The following is a 14,935-nucleotide window of genomic DNA, read 5'->3' as shown; positions in this document are numbered from 1 at the left end:
GATCCCGTCAGGCGCTGACGCGCCCGGGAAAGTCGTTCTCAGACAGCGGGGGCATGTTCGATCAGCGCGATCGCCTCGACGGCGACGCCTTCGCCACGACCGACGAAGCCCAGACGTTCGGCAGTCTTCGCCTTGATGTTCACGTCAGTCGGGGCGACGCCAAGGTCGGCAGCGATGTTGGCGATCATCGCCGGCACGTGCGGCGCCATTTTCGGCTGCTGGATGATCACGGTTGCGTCGACATTGAGCACGCGCCAGCCGGCTGCCGCCAGCAGGTCGACCGCCGCACGCAGCAATACGCGGCTGTCGGCACCGCGGTAGCGTTCGTCGGTATCGGGAAAGTGGCGGCCGATATCGCCAAGGCCGGCGGCACCGATCAGCGCATCAGTAATCGCGTGCAGCAGCGCGTCAGCGTCGGAATGACCGAGCAGGCCAAGCGCGTACGGAATATGCACACCGCCGAGGATCAGCGGCCGGCCGGGAACGAGCGCGTGGCTGTCGAAACCCTGGCCGACACGCAAACGGGGAGACTGGCTCATACGGGGATTTCCTCGCGACGGCTTTTCAGGATGGCCTCGGCCAGCGCCAGATCGGCCGGGAAAGTGACTTTCAGGTTGGAGGCGTCGGCGCGAACGAGACGCGGCTGATAGCCTGCCGCCTCGACGGCGCCGGCTTCGTCGGTCACCTGCGGACAGGCGCTCAGCGCCCGACGTAACAGACCGTAGCGGAACATCTGCGGCGTCTGCGCCTGCCACAGGCCATCGCGCGGCTCGGTCGCGAGGACGCGTTGCCCGGCGTCGGCGCGTTTCAGCGTGTCGGCAACCGGAGCGGCGAGCAGGCCGCCGACCGGATCGTCAGCGAGTTCGTTGCACAGGCTGCGCAGCATCGCCTGCGAGATGCACGGACGCGCCGCGTCGTGTACCAGCGCCCAGTCGTCGTCGGCCGCTGCCGTCTGCGCGGCGACCAGTCCGTTGCTGACGCTCTCGGCGCGCGTCGCGCCACCGCAGTACACGGTTTCGAGCTTCGGCCCGAGAACGGTCCAGTCCCAACGCGGCCAGTAGCTGTCGCCGGGAGACAGGACGACCCACACGCGCTCGATCAGCGGGCACTGGCAGAGCGCCGCCAGCGTGTGATGGATCAAGGGGCGGCCGGCGAGTGGCAGGTATTGTTTCGGCATTTCGGCGCCAAAGCGCGAGCCGCTGCCGGCGGCGGGGACGATTGCATAGTGTCTGGGCATCGCGTAATTTTAACGGAAATGAACGGCGAACTCCTCGACAAGGCCGGGCTCGACATCCTGCCCGACCTGCTCATCAGCCTCGGCGTCGGCCTGCTGATCGGGCTCGAACGCGAACGCAACCCCGCCTCGCGTGCCGGGCTGCGCACTTTCGGGCTGGTCGGCAGCTTCGGCGCCATTTGCGCACTGCTTGCCGGACAGCTCGCTTCGCCGTGGATCATCGCTGCCGGCCTGCTCATCGTCGGCGCCATGATGATCGCCGCCTACCGCATGCACCCTGACGAAGTCGATCCCGGCACCACTTCGGTGGTGGCGCTGCTGCTCTGCTTTGCCTACGGCGCGATGATCACGCTCGGCTATCGCGAGCCGGCGGTGATCATGGCCATCCTGACCACGCTGCTGCTCTATTTCAAGCCCGAACTGCAATCGCTGTCGCGCAGCATGACGCGTGCCGACCTCAACTCGATCCTGCAGTTTGCCGTACTCTCGCTGGTGATCCTGCCGATCCTGCCGAACAAGGACATGGGCCCCTATGCGGCGCTCAACCCGGCACAGATCTGGTGGATGGTGGTACTCATTTCCGGCGTCAGCCTCTGCGGTTATGCCGCGCTGCGCTTCTTCGGCCAGCAGCGCGGCGCGCCACTGCTCGGTTTTTTTGGCGGACTCGCTTCAAGTACGGCAACGACGCTGATTTTCTCGCGCCACGCACGCAGCCAGGCCGGACTCGCGCCGCTGGCACTGGTCGTCATCCTCATCGCCAACATGATCGTCCCATTGCGTCTGGGCATGCTCACTGCCGTCGTGCAACCGGGCGCCCTGCCGGCGGTGTTGCCGGTGCTCGGTGGCGGTCTGCTCGCCGGCGCGATCATCAGCTTCGTTGCCTGGCGTCAGCTCGGCAGCAGGGATGGGCTGCCCGAACTCGAGCTGCGCAACCCGACCGAACTGCGCACCGCGATTACCTTCGGACTGGTCTATGGCGTCGTCCTGCTCTGCTCGGCGGCGCTTTCCGACTATGCCGGCACAGCAGGCCTCTATGTGGTCGCGCTGATCTCGGGGCTCACCGATGTCGATGCGATCACACTCTCCAGCCTGCACCTGTTCGGTCAGGACAAGCTATCGGCCGGCGAAGCAGCGACGGCAATCCTCATTGCCATGCTCGCCAATCTGGGCTTCAAGCTCGGCATCATCAGCGTTGTCGGCGGGCGGGCGCTGATGCGCGGTGCGCTTGCCGGCTTCCTTGGCCTTGCCGGCGGCTCGCTCGCCGGCTGGGTGTTGCTGCGCATACTGTAGAAAACCGGTGCCGCGATGACGACGCAGAACCCGACAGCGACCGAGCGGCAGGACAGCGCCAGTAGCGCCGACGAAGCTCTGTCGCCCGCACTCACCGGCGGAGCCGAGCCTGCAGCGGATGGCGGAACAAGCCTCAAGGAAGCGCCTGACTGGCCTGACGAGCCGCCTTCTGACCGAGCAGCAAGCGCCCCGCCACTGCTGCCGGGCCGGCTGTCGCTGCCCGGGCAAGCCCGAGCGCTGATCATCCTCGCGGCCACCGATGCCATGTTCAGTCAGGAGCTTCTGCAGCTCGCCGGCGCACTCAACGCAGCCGGCATGGCGACAGTGATCGAGGAAGTGCTGACGCCGGACGAAGCGCGCTTTGCCAACCTGCACCACAACACGCCGCTGCTGACGCAGCGGCTGCTCGATTTGCTGGCCTTGATCGAGCAGCGCTATGTCGAAGGCGGTCTGCCAGTGCTGCCGATCGGCATCTATGCCGTCGGTGACGTATCGCCCGCCGCCGTCCGTGCCGCCGCCCAGCGCGATCGCGACGTTGGCGCACTGGTCTGCCGCAGCGGCATGATTGATCTCGCCGGCTTGCTCTACCTGCGCACGCTCGCCGCTCCGCTGCTACACATTGTCGGCGAACAGGCCGAGAGCCAGAGGCCGGCGCGGCGCGCGCTGGCACGCGTTGAAGCGCCCAACGAGCTGTGCCCGCTAGCCGATGGCGATGCACAAACGCTGCCGGCAACTGCCTTCGCCGCACTGACGTCGCTGACGCTCGGCTGGTTCATCAGCCACCTGCAGCAGCCAGGCCAGCAGCCGTCATGAGTGCTGCGTCCGGCGCGCCAAGGCAGCACAGCGACGGCGTTCGCGAGGGCGTGGCAGTGCATCTGCAAGCGTTGTCTTTCGCCGCCTGCACGCCTAACATAGCCTAGCGATTTGGCAGTTTGCCGCGCGCGCCAGAACTGCGAGGCGGGTCCACTCACTGACCAGTCAGCGTTTTGAGCCTTGCCTAGTGGCGGACCTGTTAACTGTTGCTGAGCTGACCTGAAACCGGAATTCTCCCCGATGACGCTGAACGACGAAGACGAGAGCTTCATCCGCGCGCAACTGCACGCGCTGCAGGTCGAACACCGTGATCTCGACTCGGTCATCGAGCACCTGCTGCTCAATCCCCCGCCTGACCACCTGCTCGTTCGACGCCTGAAAAAGCGCAAGCTGCTGCTCAAGGACCGCATCGACCAGCTTGAGCGGATGCTCACCCCGGACATTCCTGCCTGAACGGCAGACTCGCCTGCCCACCTGGCTCTGGCCGCGCTGCAGCCTTCGTTGCCGACCGCGTTCCTGCGGCATTCGCTGTCACCGCCGCGTCAAACCCACGCAGGCCGCTCAGGCGCTTGTTTTCGGCAAGCGGGTCAGGACGAGTACGGCGGCGAGGATCACCGCACCACCGAGCAACTGGCGCAAGCCGATCGCTTCGCCGAGAAAAATCGCCGCCAGCACGATGGTGATGACCGGCTCTAGCGTCGATAGCGTCGCCGCGTCGGCGGCACCAAGCCGTTTCATTGCGGCCAGGAAAGCAGCAATCGCCGCCGCCGTCGACAGCACGGCAATCCCCGCCACCGCCGCCCAGCCGGCGCCCGTATGCGGCAGCGTCATTCCCTGCGCAAGGGCAATGCCGCCATAGACGGCAGCGGCGGAGAGCATCACCACCGTCGCCCCCGGAATCGCGCCAGCAGAATCGGTGACGCGCGCGCCAACCAGAATGTAGACCGAATAGATCAGCGCCGCGCCAACGCCCAGAATGATGCCGAGCGGACTGCCGCCGATGCTGTCCCCCACCGCCAGGGCGGCGCCGAACAAGGCAGCCAATACCGCGGCAAGGCGCAAGCCGGACAAGCGCCGGCGCGCCAGCACTGCGGCAAGAATGGTGACGATCGCCGGGTACAGATAGAGCAGCAGCGTCGTCAACCCGGCCGTCGCGTAGCGCAGGGCGGCGAAATAGCAGTATGCCTGACCGACATAACCGAGCGCGCCCATGCCGATCAGCAGCCACAGGTCGCGTCCGCGTGGCCAGCGCAGGCGCCAGAGCAGCATCACCAGAGTCATCAGTGCCGCTGCGATGGCAAAACGCAGGAAGAGCATCGTTGCCAGATCGACGCCCTCGGCGTAGGCGAAGCGGGCAAAAATCGGCATCGCACCAAAACCGCCAGCGGCGATGACCACGAACAGATAGCCGTTCAGGCGAGCGGAACGGGCAGTCATGAAGGAAGGCTGTCAGCAGGCACGAAAACGCCGAGAGGGGCACGAGACGGAAAGCAACGCGCCCGAAAGCACAAGCTTGCCGGCGCGAAAGCGGAGGACGACCGCCGGCTGGCGGTCATCAGCGCTGCACTCAGAGGAAGAAGCGGCCGAGGTACCAGAAGATCGCTGCAATCAGCGCACTACAGGGAATGGTCAGGATCCACGCCCAGACGATGGTGCCGGCGATTCCCCAGCGCACCGCCGACAGCTTGCGCGTCGCACCGACTCCGACGATGGCGCCGGTGATGGTGTGCGTCGTCGATACCGGAATACCGAAGGCAGTGGCGATGAACAGTGTCGCCGCGCCACCGGTCTGCGCACAGAAACCGCCGACCGGACGCAGGCGCGTGATCTTCTGCCCCATCAGCTTGATGATGCGCCAGCCACCAAAGGCCGTTCCCAGGCCGATCGCCGTGTAACAGCTGATGATCACCCACATCGGCGGTGCGGAAGGATCACTGCCGTTCATGCCGGCGGCGATGAGCAGCATCCAGATGATGCCGATCGTCTTCTGCGCGTCATTGCCGCCGTGCCCGAGCGCGTACGCCGACGCGGAGATCAGTTGCAGACGGCGCGACCACTTGTCGACGCGCCGTGGCGTACTGCTGCGGAATACCCAGGAGACGATGATCATCATCAGCGTACCGAGCAGCATGCCGAGCAGCGGCGAGATGAGGATGAAGGCAACGGTCTTGATCACGCCGGCACTGATCAGCGAACCCGGCCCAGCCTTGGCCAGCGCGGCGCCGATGAGGCCGCCGATCAGCGCGTGCGATGATGACGAAGGGATGCCGTAGTACCAGGTGATCAGGTTCCAGGCGATGCCGCCGACCAGCGCGCCGAAAACGACATAGTGGTCGATGATTGCCGGATCAATGGTGCCCTTGCCAACGGTCGCTGCCACATGCAGCTGGAAGATGAAGATGGCGGCGATATTGCACATCGCCGCCATCATCACCGCCGTATGCGGCTTCATGACGCGCGTCGACACCACCGTCGCGATCGCGTTGGCCGCGTCGTGGAAGCCGTTCATGAAGTCGAAGGCAAGCGCCAGGACGACAAGGAACGCCACGGCGCCAAAGCCGATATTTACGGATTCCATTGACGACGCCGGTCAGGAGTTTTCGAGGACGATGCCTTCGATGATGTTCGCCGCATCCTCGCAACGATCCGTCACCGTCTCCAGCAGTTCATATACCGCTTTCAGCTTGATCAACTGGCGTACGTCAGGCTCTTCACGGAATAGTCGCGACATCGCACCGCGCATGACACGATCGGCATCCGACTCGAGGCGGTCGATTTCCTCGCAGGTCTTCAGGATTGCCGGACCATTGTCCATCGACGGCAACAGGCGTACCGCCGAACGGACGCGATCACAGCTGGAGAGAATGATTTCGGCCAGGTTGGTGGCCTCGGGTGTCGCGCGCCGGATGTCGTAAAGCGTGAGAATCTGCGCCGCTCCCTTGATCAGATCGATGATGTCGTCGAGACAGCTGATCAACTTGTGAATCTCGTCGCGGTCGAGCGGCGTGATGAAGGTTTTGTGCAGCAGCGCCATCGTTTCGTGAGTGACGCTGTCAGCGCGATCTTCGGCCGCATCGATCGCTTCGAAATACTCGGCCGACTCGCCGTTCGGCTTGTTCAGCGCAGCCATCAGCGCGACCAAGGCCTCGGCGCCCAGCATGATCTGCTCGGTGTGCGCGTTGAAAAGGTCGAAAAACCTGCCCTCCTGGGGCAACAGACGTCCGAACATATCTTTGTTTCAGAAATTTGACAGGCGGCAGTTTACCACCGGCGGACGCTCGGCAACGCAGCCATCAGCAAAATGAGCTGCAGCTGAAAGACACTGATCCACTTGGCATCAGCACTCGAACACGCGCGCCGCTTACGCGACGACAAGCAGTGCCATCAGACTTCGCGAGGATGGCCACGCCTGACGCCGACCTGCGATCGAAATAGGGTCACCCGGCTGGCTCGGGTAGTTCCGAGTTTCGCTCAAACCGTCTTCGCAGGCTTGAGCGAAACTCAGGAAACCGGCAGCCTGCGCACACGCAACAGCCAGGGAACGCTGGCAGCGGCAAAGATGGCAGCGGCGGTAAACGCCCAGCCACCGCCGCCGAGGCTCCACAAAGCGCCGCTCGCAAGACTGCCAGCCAGAGCACCGGCTCCGCAGGCCGAGGCGTAAGCCGCCTGGACGCCATTCTGCCGCCCCGTCGCGCTGGCATCCGCCAGAGCACCGACGATCGCTGCATGACATAGCCCGAAACTCAGCGCATGCATCAACTGGGCGAGCACGAGAAGCCCGGGCGATGAAACACCCCAGGCCGTCAGCAGGAAGCGGACAGTGGCAGCGAAGAAGCAGAGTGCGATCAGCTTGCGCCTGGCACAGCGCTGAAAGATGGCCGCCGAGAAGGACAGGACGACGATCTCCGACAAGGCCCCCAAGGCCCATAGGACGCCGATGATCTTCGTTGAATAGCCATGGTCGGAGAGGTAGATCGAAAACAGCAGGTTGTAGGCGCCATGCACCAGACACATCAGGAAACCGATCAGCAACAGGGCGCGAACGCGAGGCGTGCGCAGCAGCGAAGGCGGTGTGCAAGAGCGCGGCAAGGGTGAGCCTTCTTCCTGACAAGGCAAGGTCAGGGATACGCCGAGCAGCAGACAGGCAAGGCCGATGCAGGCAAAGACAAGGCCGTCTCCGGCGACATCGACGGTGGCTCCGATCAGGCTCACCGAGATCAGGAAGCCGGCGGAACCCCACTTGCGGATACGCCCGTAATCATCGCGCCGCGCACTGAGATGATCGAGCACCAAGGCTTCCAGTAGCGGCAGATTGCCACTCCAGAAAAAAGAAAAAACAAGGATCGCGCAAAACGCCCGCAGCAGTCCGGGCGAATCAAGACAGGCCAGCAAGCCGCCGATGCTGCCGATCAGCGTCAGCGGAACCGCCCATCGTCGTGGCAAGCCCATGTCCGCCGCCCAGCCCCACAAGAGAGGAAACAGCAGGCGCCCAGCCAGCAAGGTGCTCATCAGGATGGTCACTTCCTGCGGCGCGAAATCCGCCTTGTGCAAGTAGAGCGCGAAGTAAGGAGAAAATCCTCCGATCAGCGCAAAATGCAGGAAATAGAAAGCGGCGAAACGGACATGCATGCGCTCACGACACCGTGTCACGATTCCGCATCTGCGTATCCGACCAGACGCTGTCCTGCGGTCCGATTCGCGCACGCCGCGCCGTCTCGCGCGCCATCCAGGCCAGGGCCAGACTGCCCAGCAGCGCGGTAACATCGACGCCGAGCGATGCCGTACTGAGGTTGACCCACAGCCCCAGTGCCGGCCACAGCAGCGCCAGCAACGAACTCAACGGAATCGCCAGCGTGGCGCCAGCCGACAGCCACAGCAGATCAACCGCGGCGCGCGCAGCGCCACGGTTGAATGCCCAGCCGATGGCGGCAAAGAAGCAAGCGTAATAGACGTACCAGAGCCAGGCGTTCAGGTCGTCGACGCGTCCGTGCAGCCCCTTGGCAGCGACGATCGCGAACGAGATGCCGCTGATACAGCCGAGGCAGGTGCCGATGGTCAGCGCGCCGAGCAGACGGAAGTCACGCCGTTGTTCCGGCGCGGCGTTCTCCGCGCGCTGCTTGCGCCGCCGGCTCTCGATCCACAGCAGGTTGCCGGAATAGAACAGCCATGCACCCGCGAGCCCGAGCAGGAAGTACATCCAGCGCACGGGCGTACCGCCGAAAGTGGCGAAATGCAGTGCGAAGAAACTGCTCACCGTGGTGCTGGCCGCGTCCTGCTTGCCAGGCAGGTAGTCGGTGCTGAGCAGGCGCCCGCCATAGGGATCGACGACGGCGAAGCCACCGGGCGCTCGTGGTGAAATCGCCTGCGGATCGTGCCCCCAGACGCGAACCACCGGGCGCGGCCCCGTCGCCTGCAGGTATTGCAGCGTGTCGGGGACGAAGTCCGGCACCACCGCCTGCACACGCGCCACCAGTTCGGCCGGTGGCAGCATCGTCGCGGGATCGAAGGACCTGGCCTGCGGCTTCGCGCCACCGACCGGCCGCAGCATCTCCTTGATCCGGCCGTCGTAGAGCAGGTGATCCTGCAGCGCATAGAGACCATCGTGAAACGCGAACACTGCGGCAGTCAACGCGAAGACGACGTGAAAAGGCAGACTGATGAAGCCGACGACATTGTGCGCGTCGAGCCACATGCGCTTGAGGTTCTTGCCCACACGCAGCGCGAAGAGGTCCTTGACCAGCGACGGCAGCAGGACGATCACGCCGGAGATCAGCGCCAGGGCGTACAGCACGGCGATGACGCCCATCAGCCAGCGGTTCGGGTCGTTGTCGAAAGGCAGGCCGACGACGCGGTGCAGGATGTCGATCAGCTCGCCCAGCTGGCTGGGCTGCGTCTCGCTGACCGCCGGCAAGCCGGCGGCATCGAGTGTGGCAAGGTAGTGGCGCCCGGCGAGCGAATCGTGTTCGTCGGCATCCGGCGGCTTGATCGACCAGCTCATCGGCGCCGGCAGGTGCTCTGCCGGCTGCAGATGCAGCTTGAAATCACGGGCCGCCTCGGGGTGTTCGGCGAGCGTCCTGGCGATCAGTTCGTGCGCCTGCGCCAGATCGGTCGCGGCGATCGCGGCCGGTGGCGCCGCCCAGCGCACGATCTCTTCCTTGAACACGGTCAGCGCCCCAGCGTAAAAGGCGATGAACAGCGCCAACCCGCTCAGGATACCGGTCCAGGTGTGCACTGACTTGTAAATGCGGATGAATTCGGTGCGCATCAGGGACTTTCCGGGAAGCTGCCGCTCACAGCAAGCGGACAGATGCGAGAGCGCCAACGAGAAGGATCGCGGCGGCGCCGAGCCACAGCCAGGCGCGTGCGCCGCTGTGAAAGAAGTAGCTGCCGCCGAGAACGCCGAGCCAGACCGGCATCACCAGCCACATCGCCAGTTGCACGCGCACGCTCGACCCAATGCCGGAAGCGAAATGGACAAACAGCCCGCTGCCGGCGAGCGCCAGTACGAGGCCAAGCAGCAGGCCCGCCAGCGTCTTGGCAACCCAGTCGCGGCGGATCGAGCTGATCGGTTTCGTCATTCAGCGCCCCCGATAGACATGAAAAAGCGCGCTCAGAAAAGGCAACAGCGTCAGCGCGAGCATTACGCCCAGGCTCCAGGTAAACACGGCGGCGACGCCCTGCATTCCATGCTGCAGTTGATACAGCGCGAGTGCGAGCAGGAGCGCGCCGGCCGTCCGGCCCGGCATCCCGGCCAGCGGCCGGGCGCGCCAGCGCTGATTGGGCGAGGCCAGATAGATCAGCAGGCAGCCGCCGAGCAACAGCGCAAGACCCGCGCCCATGCCATGCACCACCCTAGAAATCCACCGTCGCCGAGAGGCTCAGCGTGCGCGGCGCGCCGATCGTCGTGTAGCCCTCGCCGTGATACGGACCCGCCCAGTAGTTGCGGTCGAACAGGTTGCTGATATTGGCGTTAAAAACGGTCGCCCGGCCGGCGATCACCGTCTTGAAGCGGGCGCCGACGTCGTAGCGCGTCCAGCTCGGAATCTCGCGCGTATTGGCGTAGTTGAGATACTGCGAATCGGTGTGGATCGCCCGTCCGCTCAGCGTCAGACCGGGCAGCCAGGGCGTATCCCATTCCAGTCCGAGATTGCCCTGCCAGTCAGGAATACCGTAGGCGTCCTTGCCGTCATTGACGCCGTTGGTGGTTTTCTTCTGCTCGCTGCGAGCGAGCGTCACACCGCCGAGCAGACGAACATTGCGGGTCAGTTGCCCCATCACCGACCATTCGAGGCCGCGCACCTGCTTTTCGCCGTCAACGCTGTAGACGCGCGCGCTATCCGGGCCGTTGTAGACCAGCATCGGTTCGGCGATCTCGTACAGTGCCAGCGTGTGCGCGTACTGGCCGGCATCCCACTTGGCACCGACTTCGCGCTGCTTGGTGACGTAGGGTGCGAACACCGCGTTGGCGTTGACCACCGTGACGCCGCCGGAACTGGCCGGCGCGACGCCGCCCTGCGCCAGCCCCTCGACGTAGTTGGCGTAGAACGCCAGATTCGGCGACCACGGCTTGATCACGATGCCGACCGCCGGCGTCGTCACCGTCTTGTCGTACTGCGAGGTCAGCGCGCCACTCGTAGCGTTGAAACCCTTGTCCTTGATCGTCTGCTGGCGCAAGCCGAGCGTCAGCGCCAGCCGGTCGCCCCAGAAGCTCAGCGTGTCGGCCAGCGCGACGCCGTCCAGTTTGGTTTCCTGAAGCTTCGGGCTGCCCGGCAGGGCGCTCAATGCCGGCGTCGCCGGATTGTAGATGTTGGACGCCACCCCGGCCGCCGCGAGATCGCCGCGGCCGGATTCCATTTCGAGGCTGCTCGCGGCAAGAACCACCTCATGCCGGACCGGACCGGTGGCGAACTTGGCGCGCATGCCGGCTTCGTAAGCATCGCTGTCGACGTAGCCGTTCTGATGTGTCGGCCGCACCGTGAAAGCGCCGCTCTGGCTGACGTTATCGGCGCGCGTGCCATTGATGTAGCCGCGCTGACGGTTCTCGCGGTGCGCCACGCCGGCGAAGGCGGTGAGGTGTTCGTTGAGGTCGAATTCCCCCTTCAGGGCGACGCCGCGGTTCTCCATCTCACCGTAGACGCCCTTGAAGATGTTGGTCCGCGCATCCGGCGGCGCGATTACTGCGGTGGCGAAGGAGATCATCAGCGGGCTGCCGGTCGAGCGTTCGCGGCTGTCGTAGATGTCGAAGTCGGCACGCAGTCGCTCGCCGCGGTAGTCGACGCCGAGCGAGCCGAAACGGCGGTTCTTGGTCTGATCGTCGAGTTCGGTGTCGCCGTCGCGGTAGGCGCCGTTGAAGCGCACGCCCCACTCCTTGCGTTCGCCGAAGCGGCGCCCGAGGTCGAGCGTCGTGCCGACCTGGCCGGCGGAAATGAAATCGACGCCAACTCGGGTCAAGGGCGCGTCGCCAGCCTTCTTGGTGACGATGTTCACCGTGCCGCCGACCGCGCCTTTCGGCGCCATGCCGTTGAGCAGCGCGCTCGGCCCCTTGAGGATCTCGACGCGCTCGATGAACTCGGTCGGGATGTGGCCGTAGGGCGCGACACCGTACATGCCGTTCATCGCCATGTTGTCGGCAGTCACCAGGAAGCCGCGGATGTAGTAGTTCTCGACCTGGTGGCCGGCCGGTGTGGTGAAGCGTACCGACGGATCGTTGCTGAGCACCTCCGCCACCGTGCGCGCGTTCTGGTTCTCGATCAGTTCGCTGGTGTAGCTGGTCGTTGCGAACGGCGTGTCGAGAATGTCCTTGTTGCCGAGGATGCCGAGCTTGCTGCCACGCGCAGTCTGTCCGCCGGCGTAGGGCTTCGGCAGGTTACCGGGCAGATCGGCAGCGCCGGTGACGGTGACCGTTCCGAGCGTCGCCTCTTCGCCAGCGGAACGGGCTCGAATGACGACCGTTGCACCGTCAATGCTTCCCGAAAGTCCGCTACCCGCCAGCAGCCGATCAAGCGCCTGGCGTGGCGTCAGGTTTCCCGAGAGCGCCGGCGCCTGCTTGCCGGCGAGCAGGGACTGCGGCACGACGAGTTGCATTCCGAACTGTCGGGCCCAGTCGTTCAGCGCCTGGGCAAGCGGCTGGGAGGCGATCGAGACGCTGCGTACCTGATCCGGAGCATCCGGATCTGCGGCGTATGCCGGAGCAGCAACGGCACCCAGTGCCAGTCCGACGGCCAGCGCGCCCCGCGCCAGCTGGAAAGTACGACGATTCATGCGAACTCCTCTCAATTGCGTTGATAACAACTATCAATTGTGAAGACGCAAGACCTCGTCAAAATACGGTAAGCGCGTCGAAAAAAATCAGCGCCCGGGAAAATTCAGCGCGCCGGAACGATTTCAGCAGCACCCTCCACGCTCACCAGACGCACCGGCAGGGCATGCGGCAGCAGCCGCTTCAGGGCATCCATCTGACGCGGATCAAAGCTTCCGGAAATGCGCAACTCGGCGACACGCGCGTCGCGAATGACGAGGCCGGTATCGACATAGCGTCCCAACTCCGCCAGCGCCTGTCCGAGCGGCGTATCAAGGAAGCTGATCCGGTAGTTGCGCCAGGGCGCAACTGCTTCGGGCGGTATCGAACGGATGGGGCCAGGTTCGCCATCGAGCAGCGAAACCACCTGCTGCCCCGCGACGAGTTCCGCAGCCGGCGGGCCTCCGATGCTCGCGGATAGCCAGCGACCGAAGGTGTCGGGATTGGCGGAAACACGCACCCTCCCTCTCTCGACGGCGATCTGAACAGCCTCCATGCCCACCTGTTGCGGCGTATTCCGCACAGAGAAACGCGTACCGACGACAGTCACCCGCGTCTGGCCAGCCGCCACCCGAAAAGGCCTGGCAGCGTCCGACTGCACCGAGAACATCGCCTGCCCCTTCCGGAGCACCAGTTCGCGACGCTGGCGATAGAAGACCACGTCGATTTCAGTCTCCGTATCCAGTTGGACATGTGAACCATCGGGCAAGGGCACATCCATCAGCTCGCCGCGCGCGGATGCGTAGGACTGAGCGAATACCGGCTGCGCATATTGGTGATGCCAGGCCAGGCCGATGAACACGATCATGAACAGGAGCAGCGCAAACAAACGCCGCGAATGGACGGTGAGTGCCCTGGCGGGGGCCGTCGCAGCACTTGCTGCGGGAACCACACCACTCGATAGCGGCTCACCCCCCTCGGCCGACACGCCGGCACGAGCCTTGTCAATGGCGAGACGGCCACGCAAGTGGGCAACCGACTCCGCGGGCAGCAAGGACACGGTTCGCGCAAGCGCTTCGCAGCGGACATAGGCGTCGCGATGCAGCGGATCGACGCTCAGCCAGGCCAGAAAAGCGCGCTCCTCTTCTGCCCGCCATTCCGCGCGCTGGCGGCGTACGTACCAAGCCCGCGCATCCTGCTGAATGGACGAGAGATGATCAGGATTGTCGGCGGGCGCGCTCATGCTTTCGGGATGGCTTTTCCGGGTAGACGTTTGAGCACCGGATTTCCGCCTCGGCGAGAAAAAATTCTTCGGTTGAGCCGTTCCCCCCCGCCCAGGACTAGCGCACGGGCGCCTTGCCCGAGCGCCGCCCCCGCGAACGGCGGCTGACTTGCGGGTCACCCAGACGCTCCAGGCAATCCCAGCAAGCGGCCATCGCTATCTGAAGCTGCATTTCCACCGTGCGCACCGAAATCCCCATGCGCTCGCCGATCTCCGCATAACTGAGACCGTCAAACTTGAAGAGTATGAAGACCTCGCGACAGCGGATCGGCAGAGCATCGATGGTGGTCAACAGCGCCGCCACTCCCTGCGCGGACATTGCTGCAGCCTCCGGCTCCCAGGCAGAAGGCGCATAACTGCTGCCCTCCTGTCCGGCGCCGTCATCATCATCCAGGGCGACTTCATTGTGCGTCACTGCCCGACGGTGGCGATCAATGATCAGGTTGTTGGCGACGCGGTAAAGCAAAGCCCGCGGATCGGCTATCTGCTCGCCGCCCTGCTTCATTGCAAGAACACGGAGGAAGCATTCCTGAGCCAGATCGGCGGCTAGCTCACGGTCTTTCAGCCGCCCGGTAAGGAAATTGTGCAGTTCGCGGTAATGACGTTCAAACATGGCCAGGACGAAAAATCAGATCCAACGTGCGTCCTGGCGGCGGCTTGGTTACACGTCAAGGGAGAGGTTGGGGATTCTAACGCATTGCTGCGTGCTGCTTGCACGCATGATGGTGAGGACAGCCACGACAAGACCGTGCTGAAGTCTGGCGGCCGTTATTCCGACGGACACATCTGTCTTCTGGCCCCACCCTGCGCAGCAGGCATTCAAGACACAGACCACGAGGCAGGTCTGTTACGATGCTGCCACTGCCTCCGGAGAAAGCAGCCGATGGGGTTGATCGCGAAAGCAATTGAAAAGCCCCGCAGCTCGCAAGCTATTAGATAGCAGGGAACTTCGGAGCTTGAATTGGGGTGGCGGAGAGGGTGGGATTCGAACCCACGTGCCGGAATTACCCGACCATCCGATTTCGAGTCGGCGCCGTTATGGCCACTTCGGTACCTCTCCGTCAGGGGCGAGATTCTA

General features: G+C 64.5%; 15 protein-coding genes and 1 tRNA gene. 3 read left to right on the top strand and 13 right to left on the bottom strand.

Going from position 1 to position 14,935, the window contains the following annotated elements; all coding sequences use genetic code 11:
- Positions 1-38: 38 nt before the first annotated feature.
- Positions 39-539: a 2-C-methyl-D-erythritol 2,4-cyclodiphosphate synthase gene (gene ispF / locus GGD90_RS11865; protein ID WP_153116865.1), complete on the bottom strand. Its 501-nt coding sequence runs from the start codon at positions 537-539 to the stop codon at positions 39-41.
- Positions 536-1,237 carry a 2-C-methyl-D-erythritol 4-phosphate cytidylyltransferase gene (gene ispD / locus GGD90_RS11860; RefSeq protein WP_153116866.1) on the bottom strand — a complete coding sequence of 234 codons (702 nt, stop codon included), beginning with the start codon at positions 1,235-1,237 and terminating at the stop codon, positions 536-538. The genes ispF and ispD overlap by 4 nt, the downstream gene beginning before the upstream one ends.
- 18 nt (positions 1,238-1,255) lie before the next feature.
- Between ispD and GGD90_RS11855 the strand changes: the two genes are divergently transcribed.
- The 3 genes from GGD90_RS11855 to GGD90_RS11845 all read left to right on the top strand — a co-directional run bounded on the left by GGD90_RS11855 (position 1,256) and on the right by GGD90_RS11845 (position 3,790).
- A complete protein-coding gene (locus GGD90_RS11855; RefSeq protein WP_153116867.1) occupies positions 1,256-2,524 on the top strand; it encodes an MgtC/SapB family protein in 1,269 nt (422 codons plus the stop codon).
- A 15-nt stretch (positions 2,525-2,539) separates the two neighbouring features.
- Positions 2,540-3,337 carry a hypothetical protein gene (locus GGD90_RS11850; RefSeq protein ID WP_153116868.1) on the top strand — a complete coding sequence of 266 codons (798 nt, stop codon included), beginning with the start codon at positions 2,540-2,542 and terminating at the stop codon, positions 3,335-3,337.
- 240 nt (positions 3,338-3,577) lie between these two features.
- The gene (locus tag GGD90_RS11845) at positions 3,578-3,790 is read left to right on the top strand and encodes a DUF465 domain-containing protein (RefSeq protein ID WP_153116869.1); all 213 of its coding nucleotides are present in this window, start codon (positions 3,578-3,580) and stop codon (positions 3,788-3,790) included.
- Positions 3,791-3,898: 108 nt separating this feature from the next.
- Here the strand turns inward: GGD90_RS11845 and GGD90_RS11840 are convergent, their stop codons facing one another.
- The 11 genes from GGD90_RS11840 to GGD90_RS11790 all read right to left on the bottom strand — a co-directional run bounded on the left by GGD90_RS11840 (position 3,899) and on the right by GGD90_RS11790 (position 14,917).
- On the bottom strand, positions 3,899-4,774 hold the full coding sequence (locus tag GGD90_RS11840; RefSeq protein ID WP_153116870.1) for a DMT family transporter: 876 nt from the start codon (positions 4,772-4,774) through the stop codon (positions 3,899-3,901).
- 130 nt (positions 4,775-4,904) lie between these two features.
- A complete protein-coding gene (locus tag GGD90_RS11835; protein WP_184415141.1) occupies positions 4,905-5,915 on the bottom strand; it encodes an inorganic phosphate transporter in 1,011 nt (336 codons plus the stop codon).
- Positions 5,916-5,927: 12 nt separating this feature from the next.
- Positions 5,928-6,566, bottom strand: coding sequence for a DUF47 domain-containing protein (locus tag GGD90_RS11830; protein WP_153116872.1), 639 nt, complete (start codon positions 6,564-6,566; stop codon positions 5,928-5,930).
- Positions 6,567-6,838: 272 nt separating this feature from the next.
- Positions 6,839-7,966 carry an MFS transporter gene (locus GGD90_RS11825; protein ID WP_153116873.1) on the bottom strand — a complete coding sequence of 376 codons (1,128 nt, stop codon included), beginning with the start codon at positions 7,964-7,966 and terminating at the stop codon, positions 6,839-6,841.
- A 4-nt stretch (positions 7,967-7,970) separates the two neighbouring features.
- Entirely contained in the window at positions 7,971-9,602 is a 1,632-nt protein-coding gene (locus tag GGD90_RS11820; protein ID WP_153116874.1) for a PepSY-associated TM helix domain-containing protein, read from the bottom strand.
- A 25-nt stretch (positions 9,603-9,627) separates the two neighbouring features.
- A complete protein-coding gene (locus GGD90_RS11815; protein ID WP_153116875.1) occupies positions 9,628-9,915 on the bottom strand; it encodes a hypothetical protein in 288 nt (95 codons plus the stop codon).
- Positions 9,916-10,176 carry a hypothetical protein gene (locus GGD90_RS11810; protein WP_153116876.1) on the bottom strand — a complete coding sequence of 87 codons (261 nt, stop codon included), beginning with the start codon at positions 10,174-10,176 and terminating at the stop codon, positions 9,916-9,918. It abuts the gene before it with no gap.
- Positions 10,177-10,189: 13 nt separating this feature from the next.
- Entirely contained in the window at positions 10,190-12,598 is a 2,409-nt protein-coding gene (locus GGD90_RS11805; RefSeq protein WP_153116877.1) for a TonB-dependent receptor, read from the bottom strand.
- A gap of 104 nt (positions 12,599-12,702) precedes the next feature.
- Positions 12,703-13,818 (bottom strand): FecR family protein, encoded by a 1,116-nt coding sequence (locus tag GGD90_RS11800; protein ID WP_153116878.1) that lies wholly within the window; start codon positions 13,816-13,818, stop codon positions 12,703-12,705.
- 97 nt (positions 13,819-13,915) lie between these two features.
- A complete protein-coding gene (locus tag GGD90_RS11795; RefSeq protein WP_153116879.1) occupies positions 13,916-14,470 on the bottom strand; it encodes an RNA polymerase sigma factor in 555 nt (184 codons plus the stop codon).
- A gap of 354 nt (positions 14,471-14,824) precedes the next feature.
- Positions 14,825-14,917: transfer RNA gene (locus GGD90_RS11790), tRNA-Ser, on the bottom strand.
- Positions 14,918-14,935 lie beyond the last annotated feature (18 nt).

Source organism: Rhodocyclus tenuis, from assembly GCF_014197755.1.
In the GTDB taxonomy this organism is placed as follows: domain Bacteria; phylum Pseudomonadota; class Gammaproteobacteria; order Burkholderiales; family Rhodocyclaceae; genus Rhodocyclus; species Rhodocyclus tenuis.
This window is presented reverse-complemented; position numbering and strand designations above follow the sequence as displayed.

Excerpts from the sequence above, each read along its gene's own strand:
- ispF (WP_153116865.1), bottom strand. The coding sequence starts at position 539 with ATGAGCCAGTCTCCCCGTTTGCGTGTCGGCCAGGGTTTCGACAGCCAC.
- ispD (WP_153116866.1), bottom strand. The coding sequence starts at position 1,237 with ATGCCCAGACACTATGCAATCGTCCCCGCCGCCGGCAGCGGCTCGCGC.
- GGD90_RS11855 (WP_153116867.1), top strand. The coding sequence starts at position 1,256 with ATGAACGGCGAACTCCTCGACAAGGCCGGGCTCGACATCCTGCCCGAC.
- GGD90_RS11850 (WP_153116868.1), top strand. The coding sequence starts at position 2,540 with ATGACGACGCAGAACCCGACAGCGACCGAGCGGCAGGACAGCGCCAGT.
- GGD90_RS11845 (WP_153116869.1), top strand. The coding sequence starts at position 3,578 with ATGACGCTGAACGACGAAGACGAGAGCTTCATCCGCGCGCAACTGCAC.
- GGD90_RS11840 (WP_153116870.1), bottom strand. The coding sequence starts at position 4,774 with ATGACTGCCCGTTCCGCTCGCCTGAACGGCTATCTGTTCGTGGTCATC.
- GGD90_RS11835 (WP_184415141.1), bottom strand. The coding sequence starts at position 5,915 with ATGGAATCCGTAAATATCGGCTTTGGCGCCGTGGCGTTCCTTGTCGTC.
- GGD90_RS11830 (WP_153116872.1), bottom strand. The coding sequence starts at position 6,566 with ATGTTCGGACGTCTGTTGCCCCAGGAGGGCAGGTTTTTCGACCTTTTC.
- GGD90_RS11825 (WP_153116873.1), bottom strand. The coding sequence starts at position 7,966 with ATGCATGTCCGTTTCGCCGCTTTCTATTTCCTGCATTTTGCGCTGATC.
- GGD90_RS11820 (WP_153116874.1), bottom strand. The coding sequence starts at position 9,602 with ATGCGCACCGAATTCATCCGCATTTACAAGTCAGTGCACACCTGGACC.
- GGD90_RS11815 (WP_153116875.1), bottom strand. The coding sequence starts at position 9,915 with ATGACGAAACCGATCAGCTCGATCCGCCGCGACTGGGTTGCCAAGACG.
- GGD90_RS11810 (WP_153116876.1), bottom strand. The coding sequence starts at position 10,176 with ATGGGCGCGGGTCTTGCGCTGTTGCTCGGCGGCTGCCTGCTGATCTAT.
- GGD90_RS11805 (WP_153116877.1), bottom strand. The coding sequence starts at position 12,598 with ATGAATCGTCGTACTTTCCAGCTGGCGCGGGGCGCGCTGGCCGTCGGA.
- GGD90_RS11800 (WP_153116878.1), bottom strand. The coding sequence starts at position 13,818 with ATGAGCGCGCCCGCCGACAATCCTGATCATCTCTCGTCCATTCAGCAG.
- GGD90_RS11795 (WP_153116879.1), bottom strand. The coding sequence starts at position 14,470 with ATGTTTGAACGTCATTACCGCGAACTGCACAATTTCCTTACCGGGCGG.